19 protein-coding genes and 4 pseudogenes are annotated in these 21,263 nt (G+C 57.1%); 12 read left to right on the top strand and 11 right to left on the bottom strand.

The window, feature by feature from the left end:
* Nucleotides 1-170 precede the first annotated feature (170 nt).
* Nucleotides 171-256 (top strand): annotated as a pseudogene (locus LG290_RS06400).
* A 187-nt stretch (nt 257-443) separates the two neighbouring features.
* Here LG290_RS06400 and LG290_RS06395 read toward each other — a convergent pair.
* The 4 genes and pseudogenes from LG290_RS06395 to LG290_RS06380 all read right to left on the bottom strand — a co-directional run.
* The gene (locus LG290_RS06395; RefSeq protein ID WP_499836703.1) at nt 444-746 is read right to left on the bottom strand and encodes a group II intron maturase-specific domain-containing protein; all 303 of its coding nucleotides are present in this window, start codon (nt 744-746) and stop codon (nt 444-446) included.
* Nucleotides 747-914: 168 nt separating this feature from the next.
* On the bottom strand, nt 915-1,157 hold the full coding sequence (locus LG290_RS06390; RefSeq protein ID WP_499837051.1) for a reverse transcriptase domain-containing protein: 243 nt from the start codon (nt 1,155-1,157) through the stop codon (nt 915-917).
* 143 nt (nt 1,158-1,300) lie between these two features.
* Nucleotides 1,301-1,714: an RNA-directed DNA polymerase gene (locus LG290_RS06385; protein ID WP_499836702.1), complete on the bottom strand. Its 414-nt coding sequence runs from the start codon at nt 1,712-1,714 to the stop codon at nt 1,301-1,303.
* Between the two features lie 49 nt (nt 1,715-1,763).
* Nucleotides 1,764-1,930, bottom strand: a pseudogene (locus tag LG290_RS06380) (IS1380 family transposase); the annotation flags it as partial.
* 350 nt (nt 1,931-2,280) lie between these two features.
* Here LG290_RS06380 and LG290_RS06375 point away from each other — a divergent pair.
* The 3 genes and pseudogenes from LG290_RS06375 to LG290_RS06365 all read left to right on the top strand — a co-directional run bounded on the left by LG290_RS06375 (nt 2,281) and on the right by LG290_RS06365 (nt 8,305).
* Nucleotides 2,281-3,576 carry an Ig-like domain-containing protein gene (locus tag LG290_RS06375; RefSeq protein WP_499836701.1) on the top strand — a complete coding sequence of 432 codons (1,296 nt, stop codon included), beginning with the start codon at nt 2,281-2,283 and terminating at the stop codon, nt 3,574-3,576.
* A 16-nt stretch (nt 3,577-3,592) separates the two neighbouring features.
* Nucleotides 3,593-3,664: pseudogene (locus tag LG290_RS06370) on the top strand (hypothetical protein); the annotation flags it as partial.
* 84 nt (nt 3,665-3,748) lie between these two features.
* Entirely contained in the window at nt 3,749-8,305 is a 4,557-nt protein-coding gene (locus LG290_RS06365; RefSeq protein ID WP_499836700.1) for an Ig-like domain-containing protein, read from the top strand.
* A gap of 97 nt (nt 8,306-8,402) precedes the next feature.
* On the opposite strand, the gene LG290_RS06360 is transcribed toward LG290_RS06365, so the two are convergent.
* Genes LG290_RS06360 through LG290_RS06350 form a run of 3 tightly spaced genes read right to left on the bottom strand, consistent with a single transcriptional unit; the run spans nt 8,403 to nt 9,629 of the window.
* Nucleotides 8,403-8,768: a YhjD/YihY/BrkB family envelope integrity protein gene (locus LG290_RS06360; RefSeq protein ID WP_499837050.1), complete on the bottom strand. Its 366-nt coding sequence runs from the start codon at nt 8,766-8,768 to the stop codon at nt 8,403-8,405.
* Nucleotides 8,769-8,814: 46 nt separating this feature from the next.
* Entirely contained in the window at nt 8,815-9,102 is a 288-nt protein-coding gene (locus tag LG290_RS06355; RefSeq protein ID WP_499836699.1) for a hypothetical protein, read from the bottom strand.
* 11 nt (nt 9,103-9,113) lie between these two features.
* Complete coding sequence (locus LG290_RS06350; protein ID WP_160416968.1) at nt 9,114-9,629, bottom strand: hypothetical protein; 516 nt, start codon at nt 9,627-9,629, stop codon at nt 9,114-9,116.
* A gap of 75 nt (nt 9,630-9,704) precedes the next feature.
* Between LG290_RS06350 and LG290_RS06345 the strand changes: the two are divergent.
* Nucleotides 9,705-9,889, top strand: a pseudogene (locus tag LG290_RS06345) (IS30 family transposase); the annotation flags it as partial.
* Nucleotides 9,890-10,187: 298 nt separating this feature from the next.
* Nucleotides 10,188-11,123 carry a hypothetical protein gene (locus LG290_RS06340; RefSeq protein ID WP_371829343.1) on the top strand — a complete coding sequence of 312 codons (936 nt, stop codon included), beginning with the start codon at nt 10,188-10,190 and terminating at the stop codon, nt 11,121-11,123.
* A gap of 108 nt (nt 11,124-11,231) precedes the next feature.
* Here LG290_RS06340 and LG290_RS06335 read toward each other — a convergent pair whose 3' ends face one another.
* Nucleotides 11,232-11,993 (bottom strand): SDR family oxidoreductase, encoded by a 762-nt coding sequence (locus LG290_RS06335; RefSeq protein WP_499836698.1) that lies wholly within the window; start codon nt 11,991-11,993, stop codon nt 11,232-11,234.
* A gap of 183 nt (nt 11,994-12,176) precedes the next feature.
* Between LG290_RS06335 and LG290_RS06330 the strand changes: the two genes are divergently transcribed.
* The 5 genes from LG290_RS06330 to LG290_RS06310 all read left to right on the top strand — a co-directional run bounded on the left by LG290_RS06330 (nt 12,177) and on the right by LG290_RS06310 (nt 17,115).
* Nucleotides 12,177-12,692: an FxsA family protein gene (locus LG290_RS06330; protein ID WP_499836697.1), complete on the top strand. Its 516-nt coding sequence runs from the start codon at nt 12,177-12,179 to the stop codon at nt 12,690-12,692.
* 263 nt (nt 12,693-12,955) lie between these two features.
* Nucleotides 12,956-13,249 carry a co-chaperone GroES gene (locus tag LG290_RS06325; protein WP_160416972.1) on the top strand — a complete coding sequence of 98 codons (294 nt, stop codon included), beginning with the start codon at nt 12,956-12,958 and terminating at the stop codon, nt 13,247-13,249.
* A 57-nt stretch (nt 13,250-13,306) separates the two neighbouring features.
* Complete coding sequence (groL, locus tag LG290_RS06320) at nt 13,307-14,950, top strand: chaperonin GroEL (RefSeq protein WP_499836696.1); 1,644 nt, start codon at nt 13,307-13,309, stop codon at nt 14,948-14,950.
* Nucleotides 14,951-15,097: 147 nt separating this feature from the next.
* A complete protein-coding gene (locus tag LG290_RS06315; RefSeq protein ID WP_499837049.1) occupies nt 15,098-15,832 on the top strand; it encodes an RNA methyltransferase in 735 nt (244 codons plus the stop codon).
* Nucleotides 15,833-15,888: 56 nt separating this feature from the next.
* On the top strand, nt 15,889-17,115 hold the full coding sequence (locus tag LG290_RS06310; protein ID WP_499836695.1) for an MFS transporter: 1,227 nt from the start codon (nt 15,889-15,891) through the stop codon (nt 17,113-17,115).
* A gap of 27 nt (nt 17,116-17,142) precedes the next feature.
* On the opposite strand, the gene LG290_RS06305 is transcribed toward LG290_RS06310, so the two are convergent.
* The 3 genes from LG290_RS06305 to fabI are packed head-to-tail and all read right to left on the bottom strand — an operon-like array spanning nt 17,143 to nt 20,617.
* Nucleotides 17,143-18,378 carry an acetate/propionate family kinase gene (locus tag LG290_RS06305; RefSeq protein ID WP_499836694.1) on the bottom strand — a complete coding sequence of 412 codons (1,236 nt, stop codon included), beginning with the start codon at nt 18,376-18,378 and terminating at the stop codon, nt 17,143-17,145.
* 11 nt (nt 18,379-18,389) lie between these two features.
* Entirely contained in the window at nt 18,390-19,808 is a 1,419-nt protein-coding gene (locus tag LG290_RS06300; RefSeq protein ID WP_499836693.1) for a bifunctional enoyl-CoA hydratase/phosphate acetyltransferase, read from the bottom strand.
* A gap of 32 nt (nt 19,809-19,840) precedes the next feature.
* On the bottom strand, nt 19,841-20,617 hold the full coding sequence (gene fabI / locus LG290_RS06295; RefSeq protein ID WP_499836692.1) for an enoyl-ACP reductase FabI: 777 nt from the start codon (nt 20,615-20,617) through the stop codon (nt 19,841-19,843).
* 177 nt (nt 20,618-20,794) lie between these two features.
* Here fabI and LG290_RS06290 point away from each other — a divergent pair, with 177 nt between their 5' ends.
* Nucleotides 20,795-21,250 (top strand): ion channel, encoded by a 456-nt coding sequence (locus LG290_RS06290; protein ID WP_499836691.1) that lies wholly within the window; start codon nt 20,795-20,797, stop codon nt 21,248-21,250.
* Nucleotides 21,251-21,263 lie beyond the last annotated feature (13 nt).

The following is a 21,263-nucleotide window of genomic DNA, read 5'->3' as shown; positions in this document are numbered from 1 at the left end:
TAAAACCGTTCCAGTAAGCCCCCTATTTCTCACAGACCTGTGCCGCTCACCCCGTGTAATTCAGTGGGGAACTGATAAGGGTTATACCTTGCTGTATCGAATACACGTCGCTACGATGAGCATCAACAACCAACTCACCGTTGGGTGTCACACTTCCACTCAATTGGCTAGCGGGCGCTAACACGAAGGCCCTTGATTTATAGAGGATTTTCTAGTGCCGTAAGGCGTGGGAGTTCGAGTCTCCCCATCCGCACCAGTTACTTGCTAATTTTCAACCTATTAGCTTTACCTCCCCTTAAAACTGTCCCTAATATGGTCTACCGGGAAAACGCGCGAAAACTTTCATACCGCGAGAACGGTTGCCAAGTAACTTTCATCCAGTGCCGCTTTTTTCTGTTTACGCCGGATACCCCCTTTAAAACTTGTTTCGTCTTTTAGATAATTCAGCACGATATGGCGCACTCTTGCGAGGTTTTCAGCGGCCTATCCACGGTGGATTTTGCAGGCATCTTCCGATCCACGCATACCCTGCCGCCAGTGGGCAAATAAGTGGGGCACTGCTCCGAAATCCTTTCCATGAATTTCGATGCTTGTATCTTGTATCGTCTCAATGGCTTGAATTTTCTTCTCGCCCATCGCACCAACGCTTTGTTGAAATGCCGAAAAATGACATACAACACCGATCGATAGAAGGCTCCGTAGTAGGCGAGCCAGCCATTCAGGACCGGGTTCAGCCATTTTGCCATTTGGGCAATGCTTAGCTCCGTGCGGGACCGAACGCGCAACTCCCTGATCTTCTACTGCATGCCTTTTAATGATGACTTGCTCACTGCGGGTGTTAAGCTGAGAAATAGGCTGTTGCGTGTTCGGTTTTTGACGACACGCCGTCGAAACGTATACCCCAGAAAGTCAAACTATGTATGTTCATGATTACCTTTCCGGCTGCCATCTTTGCAGTATGCGACCTTGGTCTTGATAGGATGCAACTCCAGACCACATTCTGCAAAATGACTCCGCAGAACCGAGAGCATGTGCTCCGCTTCTTCACGGGAGTGGCAGTGTATAAGACCGTCATCCGCGTGACGGCACCACTTGACGCTTGGATAGTGTCTCTCTAACCACTTGTCAAAAACGTAGTGCAGAAAGAGATTTGCCAGTACAGGACTGACGACGCCTCCTTGAGGCGTTCCCTGTGTTCTGACAACCCGTTCTCCGTCCTTTCATTGCAGTGGTGCAGTCAATCAGTGTTCAATATATAACTTGACCCACGGTAAGTCCGAATGTTTCTCGACGGTCTTCATCAGAAAGCCATGACGAATATTGTCGAACAGCCCTTTGATGTCAAACTCCAGCACCCAATCGAATTGCCAGCATCGCTTTCGCGCGTGATGCCGACCGCATACAGTGCCGACTTTCCCGGCCTGTAGCCATAGGAATCCGAGAGAAAGATGCGTTCTACTGAGGGCTCAAATGCAAGCTTGACGACCATCTGAGCAATTCGATCCCTGACGATGGGTATGCCCAGGATACGCTCCCCACCCGTTTTCTTGGGGATGGCCACTGCCATCACCGGCGGTGGGAAGTAGGTACCTGAGGACAGATGGTTCCAGATCTTGTACAGGTTCCTTTTCAGATTGAGGTCAAAGTCACTCAGTGACTCTCCGTCAATCCCTGCGCTACCTTGGTTGGCTTTTACCAACCGGTAGGCTCGCATGACATCCCATTTTGATATGGTATGAAGTGGCTATAGTTTGCCGGACACACAGGCGCAGATAGGCCTTGACGATGTTGCTGGTCGCCACCTCTGGGAGGTTGGGAAGCGAGCGTCGAGGCTGTCGATACCGGCAAGATCGAAACACTGGCCGATGATTGAGAGGCCGGCATGGCTAGTGAGGGTGCGACCACTGGCGCGGAACTGGATGTTGGGCATGATACAGTACGGGTAAAGGGCTGATCTGGCTACATTACCATGCACGTCAGCGGGTTAGCAGCCATTTGAGGTGCCAGGTTCAAGGATTCGGATTCCAGGCAAGCGCTCTTGGATTAGTTATCCTCATTATCAGAGGAGTAACGGGACTGGTTTATTTGAGCCGGCAGTGGTGGCGTTTTTAATCTCACGGTAATCTCCCGAAGAATCTATCTTTTTAACTTAGACTAGAGTTCCTTTCCGAACCTTGCAGTGAAGCCCCCTGCCAGCCAGCCCAGAGTCATGAAAGGATCTCTTGACTCATACCCTGTGTAACAACAGTGACACCGCCCGTCTGCGGTGAAGGGGCACTGATGGAAGATTCAACTGCCAACAGTGAAGTGGAGTCGACCACCGTCCAGTTCCAGCATGGCAATGACGGCTATGCGGGAGTGGTGGACACTTTTCTGTACGAGGGGCAATCTCGAGCCAACCGGGCGAAATTTAAAACACTCACCGTCGACGGCGATGACCCGCAAGGTGAGGCTCAGGCACTGCTCAGCTTCCAGGATATTTTCGGCGACGACACTGGACAGATTCCGCTGGGCGCTACCATCATCTCCGCCACTCTGGAGTTACAGACGATCATTCCGGGTGACGGGGCACAACTCCACCGCATGCTTCATCCTTGGAGCGATGGAGAGACTTGGGACAGCCTCGAGAACGGCATCCAGGCCAACGGTGTGGAGGCCGCGCCACAAAACGACCTCGACACCGGTGTAATCGAGGCCGGCACCACTCTGCTGGATGTCACGACGAGTCTGCAAGCCTGGGCCGATGGAGAGGCAAACTACGGCTGGGCATTTCTGCCCCTTGGACCAGACGACTGGGAGTTCGACTCGGCCGAAGGAACGATCCCACCCAAGCTGATCGTCGAGTACAGCCTTCCAACGCCCAATGCCGCGCCCATCGCCAGCGCCGACAGCGCCACCACCGTCCAGGACACCGCGGTGCAGATCGCCGTGCTGGCCAACGACAGCGACCCCGACGGCGATGCGCTGAGCGTGGGCACCGTCACCCAGCCCGCCAATGGCAGCGTCACCCTCAACGCCGATGACACCCTCAGCTACACCCCGGCGCCGGGCTTCACCGGCGCGGACAGCTTTACCTACCGGGCCTTCGACGGCGCGCTGGAGAGCGACCCGGTCACCGTCAGCGTCACCGTCGAGGCGCCCAACGCCGCCCCCATCGCCAGCGCCGACAGCGCCACCACCGTCCAGGACACCGCGGTGCAGATCGCCGTGCTGGCCAACGACAGCGACCCCGACGGCGATGCGCTGAGCGTGGGCACCGTCACCCAGCCCGCCAATGGCAGCGTCACCCTCAACGCCGACGACACCCTCAGCTACACCCCGGCGCCGGGCTTCACCGGCGCGGACAGCTTTACCTACCGGGCCTTCGATGGCGCGCTGGAGAGCGACCCGGTCACCGTCAGCGTCACCGTCGAGGCGCCCAACGCCGCGCCCATCGCCAGCGCCGACAGCGCCACCACCGTCCAGGACACCGCGGTGCAGATCGCCGTGCTGGCCAACGACAGCGACCCCGACGGCGATGCGCTGAGAGCGCGTCACCCAGCCCGCCAATGGCAGCGTCACCCTCAACGCCGATGACACCCTCAGCTACACCCCGGCGCCGGGCTTCACCGGCGCGGACAGCTTTACCTACCGGGCCTTCGATGGCGCGCTGGAGAGCGACCCGGTCACCGTCAGCGTCACCGTCGAGGCGCCCAACGCCGCGCCCATCGCCAGCGCCGACAGCGCCACCACCGTCCAGGACACCGCGGTGCAGATCGCCGTGCTGGCCAACGACAGCGACCCCGACGGCGATGCGCTGAGCGTGGGCACCGTCACCCAGCCCGCCAATGGCAGCGTCACCCTCAACGCCGATGACACCCTCAGCTACACCCCGGCGCCGGGCTTCACCGGCGCGGACAGCTTTACCTACCGGGCCTTCGACGGCGCGCTGGAGAGCGACCCGGTCACCGTCAGCGTCACCGTCGAGGCGCCCAACGCCGCCCCCATCGCCAGCGCCGACAGCGCCACCACCGTCCAGGACACCGCGGTGCAGATCGCCGTGCTGGCCAACGACAGCGACCCCGACGGCGATGCGCTGAGCGTGGGCACCGTCACCCAGCCCGCCAATGGCAGCGTCACCCTCAACGCCGACGACACCCTCAGCTACACCCCGGCGCCGGGCTTCACCGGCGCGGACAGCTTTACCTACCGGGCCTTCGATGGCGCGCTGGAGAGCGACCCGGTCACCGTCAGCGTCACCGTCGAGGCGCCCAACGCCGCGCCCATCGCCAGCGCCGACAGCGCCACCACCGTCCAGGACACCGCGGTGCAGGTCGCCGTGCTGGCCAACGACAGCGACCCCGACGGCGATGCGCTGAGCGTGGGCACCGTCACCCAGCCCGCCAATGGCAGCGTCACCCTCAACGCCGATGACACCCTCAGCTACACCCCGGCGCCGGGCTTCACCGGCGCGGACAGCTTTACCTACCGGGCCTTCGATGGCGCGCTGGAGAGCGACCCGGTCACCGTCAGCGTCACCGTCGAGGCGCCCAACGCCGCGCCCATCGCCAGCGCCGACAGCGCCACCACCGTCCAGGACACCGCGGTGCAGATCGCCGTGCTGGCCAACGACAGCGACCCCGACGGCGATGCGCTGAGCGTGGGCACCGTCACCCAGCCCGCCAATGGCAGCGTCACCCTCAACGCCGATGACACCCTCAGCTACACCCCGGCGCCGGGCTTCACCGGCGCGGACAGCTTTACCTACCGGGCCTTCGATGGCGCGCTGGAGAGCGACCCGGTCACCGTCAGCGTCACCGTCGAGGCGCCCAACGCCGCGCCCATCGCCAGCGCCGACAGCGCCACCACCGTCCAGGACACCGCGGTGCAGGTCGCCGTGCTGGCCAACGACAGCGACCCCGACGGCGATGCGCTGAGCGTGGGCACCGTCACCCAGCCCGCCAATGGCAGCGTCACCCTCAACGCCGACGACACCCTCAGCTACACCCCGGCGCCGGGCTTCGTTGGCGCGGACAGCTTTACCTACCAGGCCTCCGATGGCGCGCTGGAGAGCGACCCGGTCACCGTCAGCGTCACCGTCGAGGCGCCCAACGCCGCGCCCATCGCCAGCGCCGACAGCGCCACCACCGTCCAGGACACCGCGGTGCAGGTCGCCGTGCTGGCCAACGACAGCGACCCCGACGGCGATGCGCTGAGCGTGGGCACCGTCACCCAGCCCGCCAATGGCAGCGTCACCCTCAACGCCGACGACACCCTCAGCTACACCCCGGCGCCGGGCTTCGTTGGCGCGGACAGCTTTACCTACCAGGCCTTCGATGGCGCGCTGGAGAGCGACCCGGTCACGGTCAGCGTTAGCGTCGAGGCACCTCCGGTCGTCCAGTTCCAGCAGGGCCAGGATGGCTATGCAGGCGTGGCAGACACCGAGCTGCACCAGGCGCAGCCCGACACGAGCCGAGCCACAGTGACGACACTCGAGGTCGATAGTTACGATAGCGGTAACGTTAATGGCAGCAACGTGCAGGCACTGCTGCGCTTCGACAACCTCTTCGGCAGCACTAATGGGCAGATTCCCCTGGGTGCCACCATCCTCTCCGCCACCCTGGAACTGCAGACCACCAACGCGGGCGACGGCGCCAAGCTCCACCGCATGCTCCAGCCCTGGCGTGATACCGACACCTGGAACAGCCTGGGGAGCGGCATCCAGGCCGATAGCGTCCAAGCCCTGACCCAAGCCGATCTCGATACCGGCTTCGTCGGCGTCGGAACGACACGCCTGGACGTCGCCACCAGCCTGCAGGCCTGGGCCGACGGCCAGCTGAACCTCGGATGGACCTTCCTGCCCACCGGTTCCGACGGTTGGTTCTTCGATTCGGCGGAAGGCACGACCTCACCCAAGCTGATCGTCGAGTACAACCATATGCCACAAGAACCGGACAACAACCCGCCGCTGGCTAGCGCCGACAGCGCCACCACCCTCCAGGGTAACCAGGTACAGATCGACGTGCTGGCCAATGACAGTGACCCCGACGGCGATGCGCTGAGCGTGGGCACGCTCACCCTGCCCGACAACGGCAGTCTCACGCTCAACGCCGACGGCACCCTCACCTATACCCCGGACACGTACTTCTACGGTGAGGACAGCTTCACCTACCGGGCCTCCGACGGAGAACTTCTCAGTGATCCCGCCACGGTCAGCATCACCGTCGAGGCGGCCAGTGACGAGAAAATCATCCAGTTCCAGCAGGACCAGGATGGCTATGCGGGCGTGGCAGACACCGAGCTGCACCAGGCGCAGCCCGACGCGAGCAGAGCCACAGCGACGACACTCGAGGTCGATAGTTACGATAGCGGTAATGTTAATGGCAGCAACGTGCAGGCACTGCTGCGCTTCGACAACCTCTTCGGCAGCACCAATGGGCAGATTCCCCTGGGTGCCACCATCCTCTCCGCCACCCTGGAACTGCAGACCACTAATGCGGGCGACGGCGCCAAGCTCCACCGCATGCTCCAGCCCTGGCGTGATACCGACACCTGGAACAGCCTGGGGAGCGGCATCCAGGCCAACGGCGTCGAAGCCCTGGCCGATGCAGACGTCGACACCGGCTTCGTCGAGATCGGCACGACACGCCTTGACGTCGCCACCAGCCTGCAGGCCTGGGCCGACGGCCAGCTGAACCTCGGATGGGCCTTTCTGCCCACCGGTTCCGACGGTTGGTTCTTCGATTCGGCGGAAGGCACCACCCCACCCAAGCTAATCGTCGAGTACAGCGCTCCGGATGACGATCTGACCAACAACCCGCCGTTGGCCACCAATGACAGCGCAGAGATAGTCCAGGGTAACCAGGTACAGATCGATGTGCTGGCCAACGACAGTGACCCCGATGGCGATGTCCTGAGCGTGGGCTCGCTCACCCTGCCCGACAACGGCAGCCTCACGTTCAACACTGATGGCACCCTCACCTATACCCCGGACACGTACTTCTACGGCGAGGACAGCTTCACCTATCGCGCCTCCGACGGAGAACTTCTCAGTGATCCCGCCACGGTCAGCATCACCGTCATCCAGTCGGATGATCCCCCTCCCTTGCCGCTGGAGACCTCGTACATCGCGACGGCCTTCAGCACGAGCGACCAGCGCAACTTCGAGCACACCAACGCCACCAAGAGCTTCTATCACGATGGTGCCTGGTGGGGGGTGTTGCCGGAGGAAACGGGATGGCATGTCTACCGCTTCGACGGTCCGCTTCCCGAGCCTGGCACGCTGGGGGGCTGGACCAAGTCAAGCCCCACCATGCTGAGCAGCGGCCGACGTGCCGACATCGCCTGGCACGATGAAACCGATACGCTCTACGTCATCAATTATGGCCCGACTGAATCCCAGCCTCGCCTTTTCAAGCTGCAATACGAGGCCCCAACGGGAACGTTCCAGATCGCGGACAACATCCAGATCGCCGGATCAGGTGGCAAACTGACGGGTGCCGAGTGGCAGCGGAACGCCGATATGGCACTCGGTCTCGACCAGAACGGCCATCCGGTCTTATCCCTCATCGGCCCCTCGGCGGCCGGTGGCGAGCAGGGGCTGAAGTTGGCGTACCCTCTCTCTAGTGGCCTCTCCACCTGGGCCGTGAGTAACATCGCCTCCGGGCCAACCTCCAACGGCGGCAGCAACGGTAACGACAAGGTCGACATCGTGGCTTTCCAGCAGAACGGGATCGATCATATGGGGCTCGTCTATGGAGACGATGCCACCGGGCTCTGGCAGTTCGCCTACCAGGCAACCCCCGCGTCGCCCGCCGATTACGGCAGCGGCTGGACGATCGATACCGTCACCGATGCCGTGAGCCTCGACGACCATCTCGCGGCTCTGTGGGATGGCAACGATATCATTGTCACCATGAAGGACGACCAGAATGCAGTCTGGGCGCTCAAAGGCCTGCCGGGCGCCTGGGAGACCCCCGTCGTGGTCCATGAAGCCTCGCATAATGCCAGTCGGCCGACCCTGGCCTTCGATGAGGACAAGGACCTGCTCTTCGTATTCTACCAGGAGAAAACCCACAACCCCTTGGGCGATATCTTCTTCAAGACCTCCTTCACCGATGATCTGATCTTCGACTCCCAGGATGGCGGCACGCGGATCGTCACCAGCACGAATCCGGACGACAACATGAGTGACCCCCAGATGCCGTACCATGCCGTGGGGGCGGCAACGGACAACAGCTTCTTTGTCTTCGCACGCAACCAAGAAGCAATCGAGATCTGGTACAACGATCTCCCGCTGGTAGCTGAGGCCCCGTTCATTGCCTAACCAGGTAGACCGGCCAGGCAGGTGATCCAACGCATACGGGCCCGACCCCCCACCAGGAACACGCTGACAGCAACACCGTCACCAGCCAAGCAGGTGACTACCCCTGTCTGTGGTCCCATGCCGGCATCAGCCAGTCATGCGCGTCAACACCCGCATCGTATCGAACAGTCCCTCGGTGTCCAGCGCCGAGCAGGGCCAGAAGGTACTGTCGAAGCTCCTCAACGAGCTTGATGCGTTGATTGTACATACCGGCGCGGGCATCGAAGACGACGAACGCGGAAAACCAGAACCACATCAGCAGGATGATAACGGCGCCCAGCGATCCGTAGATTTCGTTGTAACGGCCCAAGTTCGGACGTACACAGCTATCAAAGAATCGCCAGCAAGCACGCTCAAATAAGATGCTGATTAATCTAGCTGATGCAGTTTGGTTTTCTCCTACTGTATGAGGTAGCAGGAACATGGTTATGCTCAGCATAAATACTCATGCATATTTTTTTGATCACTGTCTATTCTTTTGGCTCGTCTGCTTCCTGCTTGTCTTTACGGGCTTGCTGCATTTGTTCATCAAGCCTGAGTGATTTCCGATCAGAAGGGCAGATCATCACAACGCGCTCCTCATCAACGATACTCAAGCGAGGTTTTATAGGAAGTTTGAGTAATTGCCGTGCATTTTCTTCTTCATCCATTAAGAGAAGAAGATTGTCATATAGACGCTTACGCACCCAATGGGGCATTTCTTGAGGCTTATGATGGAGACGTACGTGGCTAAACAAACCTCTAAAAAATTTTTTCATAGCATCCTTCCTTACATCTGAAAAGGTAAAAATGCATAAGAAATAACAATTATAATGAGAGAAAATAAAATTAGATGTAGCCCATGGGTACGGTCTCTAGCAGCCTGTTCATTTGCGGCAAAATACCAGCGATAGACTATATCATAGCTACCCGACATCATTTCCTGCAGCTGGCCAGCTACAGCCTCATCACTATTTTCACTGTATCTAAGTATTTTTTCTGCGCTTACAAGCTCTTCCAGATCGGGGGGATCTACGTATATAAAACTTCTCTCAAGCCTGACTATAAGTATTGCTCCAGAGAGCAAAAGGACAATGCTTATAAAAAACATAATAGAAATTGCCATGTTTGCCGGGTAAGACCAATTTTCTAAATTTAGATGTGTGGCTAACGTCGACAAATTGAACACAGTGAAAGCCATCGCGGATACTGGTGTGGCCACGCTACTTCGAATCTGCTCGCGACGATCACGCTGTGACTGATAAAGGTCACGCATTACCTCAAAGCGTAAACGTATTGGATCCACACTTATTCTCCGGTTCATAACCAGCTAATTAGTAAACAGTAGGAACGCATCGCTATTTGTTCAAGCCATCATTACCATGGCCTGTTGCGGCAGTACCTACCCGAGGGTACGGACCTCTCCGTCTACAGCCAGGTAGAGCTCGACGATCTTGCCGACTCACTGAAATACGACCACGCAAGACACTGGACTGGCAAACGCCGCTGAAAGTCTACGCCGAGATGCTCAAGAAAACGGTCGCCGGTCCAAGCACCCTTCAATAGCGTTGCACCTGGGACTTGAAACCGCCAATCTTTTTGGCGTATCACACATCAGATCATGCAACACTGGGTACTGGAGGAAATGACTCTCTTCCAGAGCAAAGAGCCTGTCATTCTCGAGCCTGGGGTCATTGCCATTTATGGATTGGAAGGCTCCGCGGCAAGTAAAAAATTGGATTTACGGTATTGAAACGCAACAGCTTAATTGAGACCGTTCACTGACGGAGAGCCGGTCGCTCATGCAACGAGACGTTCAATGAAGAAGATATTCAGCGCTTGGCTATGTGGAATTTTCAGCTCCATGGCTCAAGCAGAACCTGTTAACGATAGCGACCTACCCGAATGGGCAGACCGCCATTTTTCTCCGGCCCATGCAAACGTGGCGCGATGGGTAGATACCACGTCACGAAACATCGATAGATTTTTCGGCACCGATGATTATCAAGAAGTCGATAACGAGTCTTACCTGCGTATCGGTCAGGAAGTCGACTGGCGAGAGGGAGAAGGCACTGATGTCGAGCTCAACCTACGTTATCGACTTGATCTGCCTACCTCGGAAGAACGTCTCAGGCTGCTTATCGAAAGTGACCCGGAAGAAGCCCAGGGTACCTTGGAAGAACAAGGTTCCGGACGCTTGGCCAGGGATCAGCGCGACCGGAGCACCTCCACCCTGGGCCTCGCCTGGCTAGAAAAGCGTGACAAACGCGAAACATGGAACAACCGTGTGGATAGCGGGGTGCGTTTGCGGTTACCTCTCGACCCTTATCTTCGTTTTACCAACGAACGGCTCTGGAGCTTGAATGAAAGCCCTTGGCAACTGGAATCCAACAATCGGCTTTCCTGGTTTAGCCACGATGGTTACTCGGCGAGAACTCGCTGGGACATGGGTCGGCCGCTCAGCAGCAGCCGGCACCTACGCTTTATCACCAATGTTCAGTGGCGCGAAGAGCACGACACCCTGGAATATAGCGAAACCGCCGAACTCAATCATCGAATCAATCGCCGCAGTGCGCTGCGTTACTCGGCCATTGCCTTGGGAGAAAGCGTTTCTGACCCGCGCTTGAACGATTACTATCTCCAGACCCGCTATCGTCGCAACCTGCACAAGGGCATTCTTTACGCCGACGTAATCCCTGAACTGCACTTTGCGCGTGAAGAGGATTACCACCCTCGCTGGGCCATGACACTGCGCCTGGAGATGTATTTTCACCGTGAATTTGACCGAGACTTTTTTTAAAACCCATTTTAAAGCGCCAACCACACCAACAATGTGAAAGTCGGCCTGGTCAGGCCGACTTTGAGCACTGCAGTTATCCTTTGATCCCAGATGTTAAGGCGCAAGGCATTAAAGGCGCAAACCCCCATCGCATTCCAGAATACGGCCGGTGTAATAATCGTTTGTAAAAATAAACTCCACGCTTTGTGCAATATTATCAGGCTCACCCAAGCGCTTCAGAGGCACACTCGAAGTAATTCTTTCCAGCATGTCCGATCGCATTGATTCGGTCATTTCCGTCTTCATGAAACCAGGAGCCACACCTCCTACGCGGATACCATAGCGGGCCAGCTCGTTCGCCCAAGTGACGGTAAGCGACGAAATGCCGGCTTTGGCTGCGGCGTAATTGCTCTGGCCCATGTTCCCCGCTTGGGAAATACTGGAAATATTGACGATTACCCCTTCATGGCCAGCTTCGATCATCTGGGTGGCGGCTTCACGACCACACAGAAAAACACCGGTCAGATTGATGTCGATAACCTGCTGCCAATCCTTCAACGACATCCGTTTGTCCACCTCACCTTCCTTGGCTTTAACCAACAAGGCGTCCTTAGTGATACCGGCGTTATTGACCAAGCCGTTGATGGACCCCATCTGCCTGGCAATATCGGCAAATCCTTGTATGACCGAATCTTCATTGCTCACATCGATAACAAATCTCTCGGCCTCGATACCTTCTTCACGTAATTGAGAAACGGCATTGTCCAGCGTCTCGGCACTGATATCCAACAGCGCCAACCTTGCCTTTTGCTTACCGAGTCGTCTCGCCATGGCGAGACCCAACCCTTGGGCACCACCGGTAATTGCAATGACTGTATTTGCCAATTCCATTTTGCGTCTCCTTTCACTTCAACAATTTATCATCGACTCTATGCTTCTTTATCGCCAATCACAGTACTCATTCATTGTGCATCGCAGCATAGCGCATGACCTATAAAAAATCGAGCAACCCCCACACTTGTTTTTTGGTGGAATGCCACCACATTGATCAAGCACGTTATATTCGGAGCCAGCATGCCCATCTTGTTATTTATTTCATTATTTACCCTTATTGATTTTGTCATTCTATTTTCAGTGGGTAGTCAAATCGGCCTCCTGACTACCCTGGTTCTGATATTACTCACCGGCGTTGCCGGCTTGCACCTTATTCGCAAGGAAGGCGTGGCCACCTTGGCTCGTGCCAGACAACGCATGAATGCAGGAGAACTTCCCTCCGGTGAATTGCTAACCGGTGCGGCATTGATTTTCGGAGGTGCCCTGCTGATGGCACCCGGGTTTCTTTCCGACGCCCTGGGCTTTGCCTGCCTGATACCTGCTGCACGTCAGCTATTGCTCAAGGTACTGACTTGGCTGGGACTGCGTGCCGGAGGCAAGAAGCGCGCTCCCCATCACGACCAGGAGACTAATTTCACTCAACGGGATCGCCAGCCACGCCGTGAACAGGAGCCTCATGACCAGGCTTCGGCATCGAACAGCCAGCCTCTTGAAGGCGACTTCATCAGCCGTGACGAACCTTTTCATCGGCGCTAAGGGATACTCTTCGTCGGTGCTCATGAATACTCTGGTCATTTCAGCGAACAGGGATTTTTTTTGTGCCAACCCCTTGAAAGACTACGTCCAGCCCCCACTTTTGTGGCAGCACACAGTTCAGGTGATAACGCAGTTATCCGCGGTATCACCATCGACAAGGAAGGCGCCCCAGGCACCTTCACTTCCCGGCAGGCACCCCCTGAGGGAATGACACTTAGATAACCGCCCATGTGGGCCTTGATACTAGTTAGGAGAACGTGAGCATGAACATCCGTCCTTTGCACGATCGCGTCGTTATCCGTCGCGTGGAAGAAGAACAGAAAACTGCTGGCGGCATCGTGCTTCCGGGCAATGCACAGGAAAAGCCCACTCGTGGTGAAATTCTGGCAGTAGGTAACGGACGCATTCTGGAAAATGGTGAAGTTCGCCCGCTCGACGTCAAGGTTGGCGACAACGTGATTTTCAAGGATAGCTTCGGGGTCGAGAAACAGAAGATCGATGGCGAAGAAGTCCTGATCATGAGCGAATCCGACATTCTTGCGGTTGTTGAAGGCTAAGCGACTGCTTTTCTTCACCATCACGTTTCACGAACTCGATTTTAGGAAATAATCAACATGGCAGCTAAGCAAATTAAGTTTTCCGATGATGCTCGCAAGCGTATGGCGCGTGGCGTCGATATCCTGGCCAATGCAGTCAAGGTCACCCTCGGCCCGAAAGGCCGTAATGTCGTCATCGAAAAATCCTTCGGTTCACCCACCATCACCAAGGACGGCGTTTCCGTTGCCAAGGAAATCGAACTGAAAGACAAGTTCGAGAACATGGGTGCGCAGATGGTCAAGGAAGTCGCCTCACAGACTTCCGATGTTGCAGGTGATGGCACCACTACCGCCACTGTTCTGGCTCACGCTATCGTGACCGAAGGCCTCAAGGGCGTGACCGCGGGCATGAACCCGATGGATCTCAAACGCGGTATAGACCAGGCCATCGCTGCAGCGGTCAAGGAAATTCAGGCACTGTCCGTTCCTTGCACCGACACCAAGGCAATCGCTCAGGTCGGCACCATTTCCGCCAACGGCGACAAGCGCATCGGTGAGATCATTGCCGAAGCGATGGAGAAGGTCGGCAAGGAAGGCGTCATCACGGTCGACGAAGGTCGTGGCTTTGAAGACGAGCTGGAAGTTGTCGAAGGCATGCAATTCGATCGCGGCTACCTGTCACCGTACTTTGTGACCAACCAGGACACCATGACGGTAGAACTGGAAGATCCCTACCTGCTGCTGGTCGACAAGAAGATCTCCAACATCCGCGAATTGTTGCCGGTGCTGGAAGCCGTGGCCAAGGCGGGCAAGCCGCTGGCCATCATCGCCGAAGATATCGAAGGTGAAGCTCTCGCAACACTGGTGGTCAACACCATGCGCGGTATCGTCAAGGTAGCTGCTGCCAAGGCACCCGGCTTCGGCGACCGTCGCAAGGCCATGCTGCAGGATATCGCTATCCTGACCAACGGCACCGTGATTTCCGAAGAAGTCGGCCTGACGCTGGAACAGACCACCCTGGATCACCTGGGTACTGCCAAGCGCATGACCATGTCCAAGGAAAACACCACCATCATCGATGGTGCCGGTGCTGAAAACGAGATCGAGGCGCGCGTCAACCAGATTCGTACCCAGATTGAAGACACCTCGTCTGATTACGACAAAGAGAAGCTTCAGGAACGCGTTGCCAAGCTTGCCGGCGGCGTTGCGGTCATCCGTGTAGGGGCCGCCACCGAAGTAGAAATGAAAGAGAAGAAAGCTCGCGTCGAAGATGCGCTGCATTCGACTCGCGCCGCCGTTGAAGAAGGCGTCGTGCCGGGTGGCGGTACCGCTCTGGTTCGCGTCATGGCCAAGCTCACTGGCCTGACCGGTGACAACGAAGACCAGAACCACGGTATCAACATGGCGTTGCGCGCCCTCCAGGCGCCGCTGCGTCAGATCGTTGCCAATGCCGGTGAAGAAGCCGCCGTGGTCATCAACCGGGTCAAGGATGGCGAAGGAAACTTCGGCTACAATGCTCAAACGGGTGAATACGGCGACCTGTTCGAAATGGGCGTTCTCGATCCGGCCAAGGTAACGCGCAGTGCCTTGCAGTCGGCTGGTTCCGTGGCCGGTCTTATGATCACCACCGAAGCCATGATCGCCGATGATCCCGAAGAGAAAGAAGCCGGCCCGGACATGGGCGGCATGGGTGGAATGGGAGGCATGGGCGGCATGATGTAATGCTGGCCTAAGCGCCTTTCACCCCGACGTCTCGTCGACTCAAGCCCCGCCCATGCGGGGCTTGTTTTTGGCTGCTACGTATTCTATTACCGGTTTTTTGTTACTATCGGCGTTTTCAATCTGGCGCCTCCCATGCTTCCTTCCCCCATATTCAGCCGCATACGCATTGTCCTGGTTCAGACGTTTCATCCCGGCAACATCGGCGCTTCCGCGCGGGCGATGAAAACCATGGGATTGACCGACCTGGTGCTGGTGAATCCACGCGCCTTCCCTGACGAAGAAGCCACACGCCTGGCAGCCGGTGCCGATGACCTGGTAGCCCGGGCGCGTGTCGTTACCTCCCTGGAAGAGGCGGTAAACGACTGCGTTCAGGTGGTCGGCGCCAGTGCCCGACTGCGTAGCCTGCCGCTGCCGCATTTCGATGAACCCGACGACATGGCTCAGACGGTGGTCCAGAATGCCCATCAGGCACCGGTTGCTCTCGTGTTCGGCCGTGAGCGCTCGGGGCTGACCAATGACGAAATCCGCCATTGCACCCATCAAGTCAGCATTCCCGCCAACCCTGAGTACGGCATCCTCAACCTTTCCCAGGCGGTGCAGATTCTCGCCTATGAAGTTCATCGTGCCTGGCGCAAGTCTGCCGACAGTGCCTTCACTTATCAGCGCCCGCTGGAAGATACGCCCCCCAGCCGTGAGCAGTTCATGCATTTTCAGGCGCATCTGACGCGAGTGATGCAGCAAAGTGGCTTTCTTACACAACCCCACGCGCACACCCAACAACAGCTTCAGGCGCTGTTTACCCGTGCCCAACCCAGTCGCAAGGAGCTTTCCTTGCTGCGTGGCCTGCTCAACGCTCTGGCCCCCGAGGAAGACAAGCATTGAAACACATGCCATAGTAGAGACAATCAATTAGCCTGCGAACAAATGAGATAACCATCATGCCTGCTACACCGACCCTGGCCGTCACGCGCCATCATGTGCTTTTGCTGATCATCCTGGGGAGCATGGTGATCGCCACCGCCATGGGGCTGCGCCATGGCTTTGGGCTTTTCATGGCGCCCATGAGCAACGATTTTGGCTGGGGGCGTGAAGTTTTCGCCTTTGCCCTGGCCCTGCAAAACCTGATATGGGGGCTGACCCAGCCGTTTACCGGCGCCTTGGCGGATCGCTTCGGCGCGGCTCGGGTCATTGTGATCTGTGGCGCACTCTATGCCTTGGGCCTGGTGATGATGGGGCTTTCAGGCTCGGCCTTGAGCATGACCCTGAGCGCCGGGGTGTTGATCGGCCTGGGCCTTTCGGGTACCACTTTTTCGGTGATCCTGGGGGCAGTCGGACGTGCGGTGGCACCGGAAAAGCGCAGCATGGCCATGGGTATCGTGAGCGCGGCGGGCTCCTTCGGCCAGTTTGCCATGCTGCCCGGCACCCTGGGTCTGCTCGAATGGCTGGGCTGGTCGGCGGCACTATTGGCCATGGGTTGCATGGCGGCCTTGATGGTACCGCTGGGCGCCATACTGCGGGATAAGCCTATGGCGCACCAGGCCGGAGAACTCAGCCTGAAAGCCGCACTAAATGAAGCCGCCGGCCAGCGAGGCTTTTGGATGCTGTGCCTGGGGTTTTTCGTGTGTGGCTTTCAGGTGGTGTTCATTGCCGTTCATTTGCCGAGTTACTTATTTGATAATGGCTTGGCGATACAGGTGGGCAGTACTGTCCTGGCACTGGTAGGGCTGTTCAATATTTTCGGCACCTACCTGGCGGGCTGGCTGGGAGGACACTTTTCCAAGCCGCATCTGCTGAGTTGGTTGTATTTGATTCGTGGAGGGGTAATTGCCGCCTTTGTCTTTCTGCCGTTGAGCCCCATCAGCGCCTACCTGTTCGGTATCGCCATCGGACTATTGTGGCTTTCCACCGTGCCCTTGACCAATGGCATCGTGGCCTCGGTGTTCGGTGTACGCCACCTCTCCATGCTGGGTGGCATCGTGTTTCTTTTCCATCAGCTGGGATCGTTCATGGGCGTCTGGATGGGCGGCTATCTTTACGATCTGACCGGCCATTATGATCTGGTCTGGCAGATCGCCATCCTGCTTTCGGTAATAGCCGCCGCCCTGCACTGGTTCATCAGCGAGGCGCCCTTGCAGCGCCCCGTTATCCAAGTGGTTTCTCAATAAACCAGTTACCAGGCAGGCACTTATCTGCTACTCGGCGTTCGCCTTTGCTGACTCGGCTTGCAGATGCTTCGCACTGTGCCAGGCAATCATGCGTTCCTCATCGGTGGGTATCACCCAGGCGCCTACCCGGCTTTCAGGATGACTGATGCGTGGGGCATTTTGCTGATTAGCTTCGGTATCCAGGGTAACTCCCAACCATTCACAGCCATGACAAACCCCTTCTCGCACTGCAGCCGCTTTCTCACCGATACCTGCGGTGAACACCAACTGGTCCAGCCCTCCCATGGCAGCCGCCAGACTACCGACTTCCCGAACAATACGATAAATGAACAGATCGATGGCTTCCTGTGCCTCAGGGGCATCGCTTGCCAGAAGCTCACGCATATCGCTGCTGATGCCTCCCGACACCCCGAGCAAGCCGGAGCGCTTGTAGAGCAGCTCGCTGACTTCATCGACACTCATTTTTTCTTCTTCCAGCAGATGCAGCACCAGGCCCGGGTCAATATTGCCGCAACGCGTCCCCATGGGCAGCCCATCCACGGCGGTAAAGCCCATGGTGGAGGTTACACTCCTGCCATTGTGAATGGCGCACATGCTTGCCCCATTTCCCAAGTGAGCCACGATCACCCGTTCAGCTGAGGCGTCTTCTAGATGGCTTTCTAGATAACCCGGCAAGACGCGATTGATATAATCGTAGGAAAGCCCATGAAAGCCGTAACGCACCAGGCCTTTTTCGGTCAACTCTCGCGGAATGGCAAAGTGCTGGGACACCTCGGGTTGCGTGGTATGAAAAGCGGTATCGAAGCACGCCACCTGTACCAGGTCCGGGCGCTGCTCGGTAAGCATCTTGACCGGCGCCAGACAAAACGGCTGATGCAGTGGCGCCAGAGAAATCAGGGTTTCAAGTGCCTGGGTATTTTTCTCATCCAGCACTACCGGCGCATGATAATCACGCCCACCATGCACTACCCGATGCCCGACCACGGCGATATCTTCGAGGTCGGGCTGTTGTTCGATCCATTTCAGCAAACGCTCAAGGGCAGCGTGATGTTCCATTCCTTCAGGCAGTTCGCGCGCCTGCTCGGTTTCCACCGGCTCGCCCTGACCATCCTTGAGGGAAAAGCGCGGCGTCTGACCGAGACCCGAAAAGTGACCCTGATAACGCATCTGAAAACGCGCCAGGCTGTCGTCGTCATCTCCATGCGCATACAGAGCGAACTTGATGCTGGAAGAACCACTGTTGATGACCAGAATATCCTTCATTAAACCGCTCCTTATGATGACAACCGCGTATTCTTCTTTCGATAATCGAACAACAATAGCGCCAAAGCGCAGGAGGCCATGCGCGTTATGGCATCATCGGCCCGGCTGGTGAGCACGATCGGCACCCGGGCGCCGACAACCAGACCAGCCCCTGTGGCATCGGCGAGATAGGTCAGTTGCTTCATCAGCATGTTGGCCGCCTCAAGGTCGGGTGCGATCAGAATATCGGCTCTCCCTGCCACCGGCGAGACGATTTTCTTGGTTTCGGCGGCCGCTTCAGAAACGGCATTGTCGAATGCCAGAGGGCCATCCAGGGTGCCACCGGTGATCTGGCCACGATCCGCCATCTTGCACAGCGCTGCCGCATCCAAGGTCGAACTGATCTTGGAATTAACCGTCTCCACAGCCGAAAGAATCGCCACCTTGGGGTCGGTATTTCCCAGGGCGTGGGCAAGCTCGATCACGTTCTGCACGATATCGCGCTTGGTTTCGAGATTGGGGGAGATGTTAATCGCTGCATCGGTGATGAATAGCGGCCGAGGATAAGTGGGCACATCAAATGCCATGACATGGCTAATACACCGCTCGGTACGCAATCCGCCTTCTCGCTTGAGCACTTGGCGCAATAGTTCATCGGTATGCAGGGCTCCCTTCATCAAGGAGTCGACCTGGCCTTCACGTGTCATGGCGACCGCTTTTTCCGCTGCCGCATGACTGTGAGGCACATCGACCAGTTCGAAATTGGCAATGTCCACTTCCGCTTCGTCGGCGGCCGCCTCGATCTTGGCTTTCGGCCCCACCAGCACCGGTATGATCAAGCCCTGCTCGGCGGACTCAGTCGCCCCCAGAATGGAAACTTCATCCACCGGATGGACCACCGCCATACGCACGGCATCCGGATGATCGGCAGCGGTGAGTATCTCATGCAGCCGCCCACGCTCGGCCAGGCGCACCCGGGGCATGGCGGTGCGCGGACGCCGGATCTTTTGCGTAGGTGCCAATACCCAGGCCTCGCCTTCGATAACCACCTTGCCTTTCTGGTTCTCACAGCGGCAATCAAAGCGGATATGATGCTTTTCGTCTTTCTTTTCGACGGCCTTGACGCTTACCTTGAGCACGTCACCCAGATTCACCGGCGCCTTGAAGGCCAACGTCTGCCCGACATAAACCGTTCCCGGCCCGGGCAACTGGGTGCCCAGCACAGTGGAGATCAGCGCCCCTCCCCACATTCCATGGGCAATCACTTCATGAAAGGTGCTGCTCTTGGCAAATTCATCATCCACATGGGAAGGATTGATGTCTCCCGACATGACCGCAAAGAGCTTGATGTCCTCCATGGTCAGGCGCTTTTCCAAATGTGCCTGATCCCCTACTTGAATTTCATCGAAGGTGCGATTCTCAATGAAACCGTTTTCCTTTGTCTGTGACATATTTCGACTCCTAACGTAGTGGCAGGGGTGAATCAAGCGCGAATGTGATAGCCCGCATCCACGTAATGCGTCATTCCGGAAAGGGCCGCACCAGAGCGTGCCGCTAAATACACCACGGCATTACCGACATCTTCTATCGTCGCCAAGCGTTTGAGGGGGGCGCGGTCTTCGGTGTCTCTAGTCAGCGCTTCAAGCTCTTTCAATCCCGACGCCGCTCGGGTACGAATCACCCCCGGGGATATCGCATGCACCCGGATACCTTTCGGCCCCAGCTCTGCCGCCATGTAGCGAGTCGCGGCTTCCAGCGCCGCCTTGACCGGGCCCATCAGGTTGTAGCTATCCACCACCTTATCAGCACCATAATAGGTCATGCTGATCAAACTGCCTCCGTCCTTCATCAAAGGCTCGGCCAGTTTGCTCATCCGCATAAAGGAATGGCAGGAAATATCCATCGCTTGCAAGAAGCCATCGCGCGAACAATCCACTACCCGCCCATGAAGGTCATCAAGCGGGGCAAAGGCAATGCAATGGATAAAGAAATCGACCCTTCCCCAATGTTGATCGGCACGCTCGAACAGAGCGCTTAGTTGCTCATCTTGCTGAACGTCGCAAACCACAAGCTCGGGATCGCCCATATCGGATAATAGTGGCGTTACGAAGCGCTTAGCTTTGGAGGAGGCGCAAGTCACAAGCATTTCCGCTCCCGCTGCATGGAGCGCCTTGGCACAGCCGTAAGCGATACTGTCTTCATTAGCCAGGCCGGCGACGATGCCCACCTTTCCTTGCATGGAAAAAGGATGAGAATTCAAAACGGAGACTCCTTTCATTGCTTGCAATGGACAGTTTACGCTGCGATGCAACAAAGCCTAGTAAAGTCTGTGGGAAAATGCATGAAATCGTCAAACTTGATTTATCGCTCCCAAGGGCTGTAGTACTATCAAGCTTTATGCTGGGCGACGCTTGGCGTGCTAAATTCGGGTTATTTAGTGCCTTATTTTGACTATATTATAGTGACATTTGCCACTACCTTTGCAGTCATCATTGCTGTCTTGCTGCATTACGAATCGCTTCTTCTCTTATCGAGTGGCATAGAGAACTCAAAGCGTCCTCATCGACAGCGCATTTTATCAATGGTCTTTGGCGTCTTGCTCCTTCATATAGGAGAGATCTGGCTATTTGGCTTTACTGGGTGGTGGCTGACGGAAATAGCTGGAATCGGTCAACTTGCTGGCTATGAAACCTTCATATTCATCGATTATGTGTTCTTTTCCGCAGTGAGTTACACCACTGTGGGGTACGGTGATATATATGCACTAGGCCCGGTGCGCTTCTTGTATGGCACGCTGGCTTTGACAGGCTTTGTTCTCATCACCTGGTCTGCATCCTTCACTTTTATTGAAATGCAGAAACACTGGAAATTCAACATTCCTCCCCACCATTGAGCCAACCTTAATT

The organism is Halomonas sediminis (assembly GCF_044871105.1).
Taxonomy (GTDB): domain Bacteria; phylum Pseudomonadota; class Gammaproteobacteria; order Pseudomonadales; family Halomonadaceae; genus Vreelandella; species Vreelandella zhuhanensis.
The sequence above is the reverse complement of the archived record's forward strand: the minus strand, read 5'-3'. Positions and strand labels throughout refer to the sequence as shown.

Excerpts from the sequence above, each read along its gene's own strand:
- LG290_RS06335 (WP_499836698.1), bottom strand. The coding sequence starts at position 11,993 with ATGGAATTGGCAAATACAGTCATTGCAATTACCGGTGGTGCCCAAGGG.
- groL (WP_499836696.1), top strand. The coding sequence starts at position 13,307 with ATGGCAGCTAAGCAAATTAAGTTTTCCGATGATGCTCGCAAGCGTATG.
- LG290_RS06325 (WP_160416972.1), top strand. The coding sequence starts at position 12,956 with ATGAACATCCGTCCTTTGCACGATCGCGTCGTTATCCGTCGCGTGGAA.
- LG290_RS06360 (WP_499837050.1), bottom strand. The coding sequence starts at position 8,768 with ATGTTCCTGCTACCTCATACAGTAGGAGAAAACCAAACTGCATCAGCT.
- LG290_RS06330 (WP_499836697.1), top strand. The coding sequence starts at position 12,177 with ATGCCCATCTTGTTATTTATTTCATTATTTACCCTTATTGATTTTGTC.
- LG290_RS06395 (WP_499836703.1), bottom strand. The coding sequence starts at position 746 with ATGGCAAAATGGCTGAACCCGGTCCTGAATGGCTGGCTCGCCTACTAC.
- LG290_RS06340 (WP_371829343.1), top strand. The coding sequence starts at position 10,188 with ATGGCTCAAGCAGAACCTGTTAACGATAGCGACCTACCCGAATGGGCA.
- LG290_RS06310 (WP_499836695.1), top strand. The coding sequence starts at position 15,889 with ATGCCTGCTACACCGACCCTGGCCGTCACGCGCCATCATGTGCTTTTG.
- LG290_RS06305 (WP_499836694.1), bottom strand. The coding sequence starts at position 18,378 with ATGAAGGATATTCTGGTCATCAACAGTGGTTCTTCCAGCATCAAGTTC.
- LG290_RS06385 (WP_499836702.1), bottom strand. The coding sequence starts at position 1,714 with ATGCGAGCCTACCGGTTGGTAAAAGCCAACCAAGGTAGCGCAGGGATT.
- LG290_RS06355 (WP_499836699.1), bottom strand. The coding sequence starts at position 9,102 with ATGAAAAAATTTTTTAGAGGTTTGTTTAGCCACGTACGTCTCCATCAT.
- LG290_RS06300 (WP_499836693.1), bottom strand. The coding sequence starts at position 19,808 with ATGTCACAGACAAAGGAAAACGGTTTCATTGAGAATCGCACCTTCGAT.
- LG290_RS06375 (WP_499836701.1), top strand. The coding sequence starts at position 2,281 with ATGGAAGATTCAACTGCCAACAGTGAAGTGGAGTCGACCACCGTCCAG.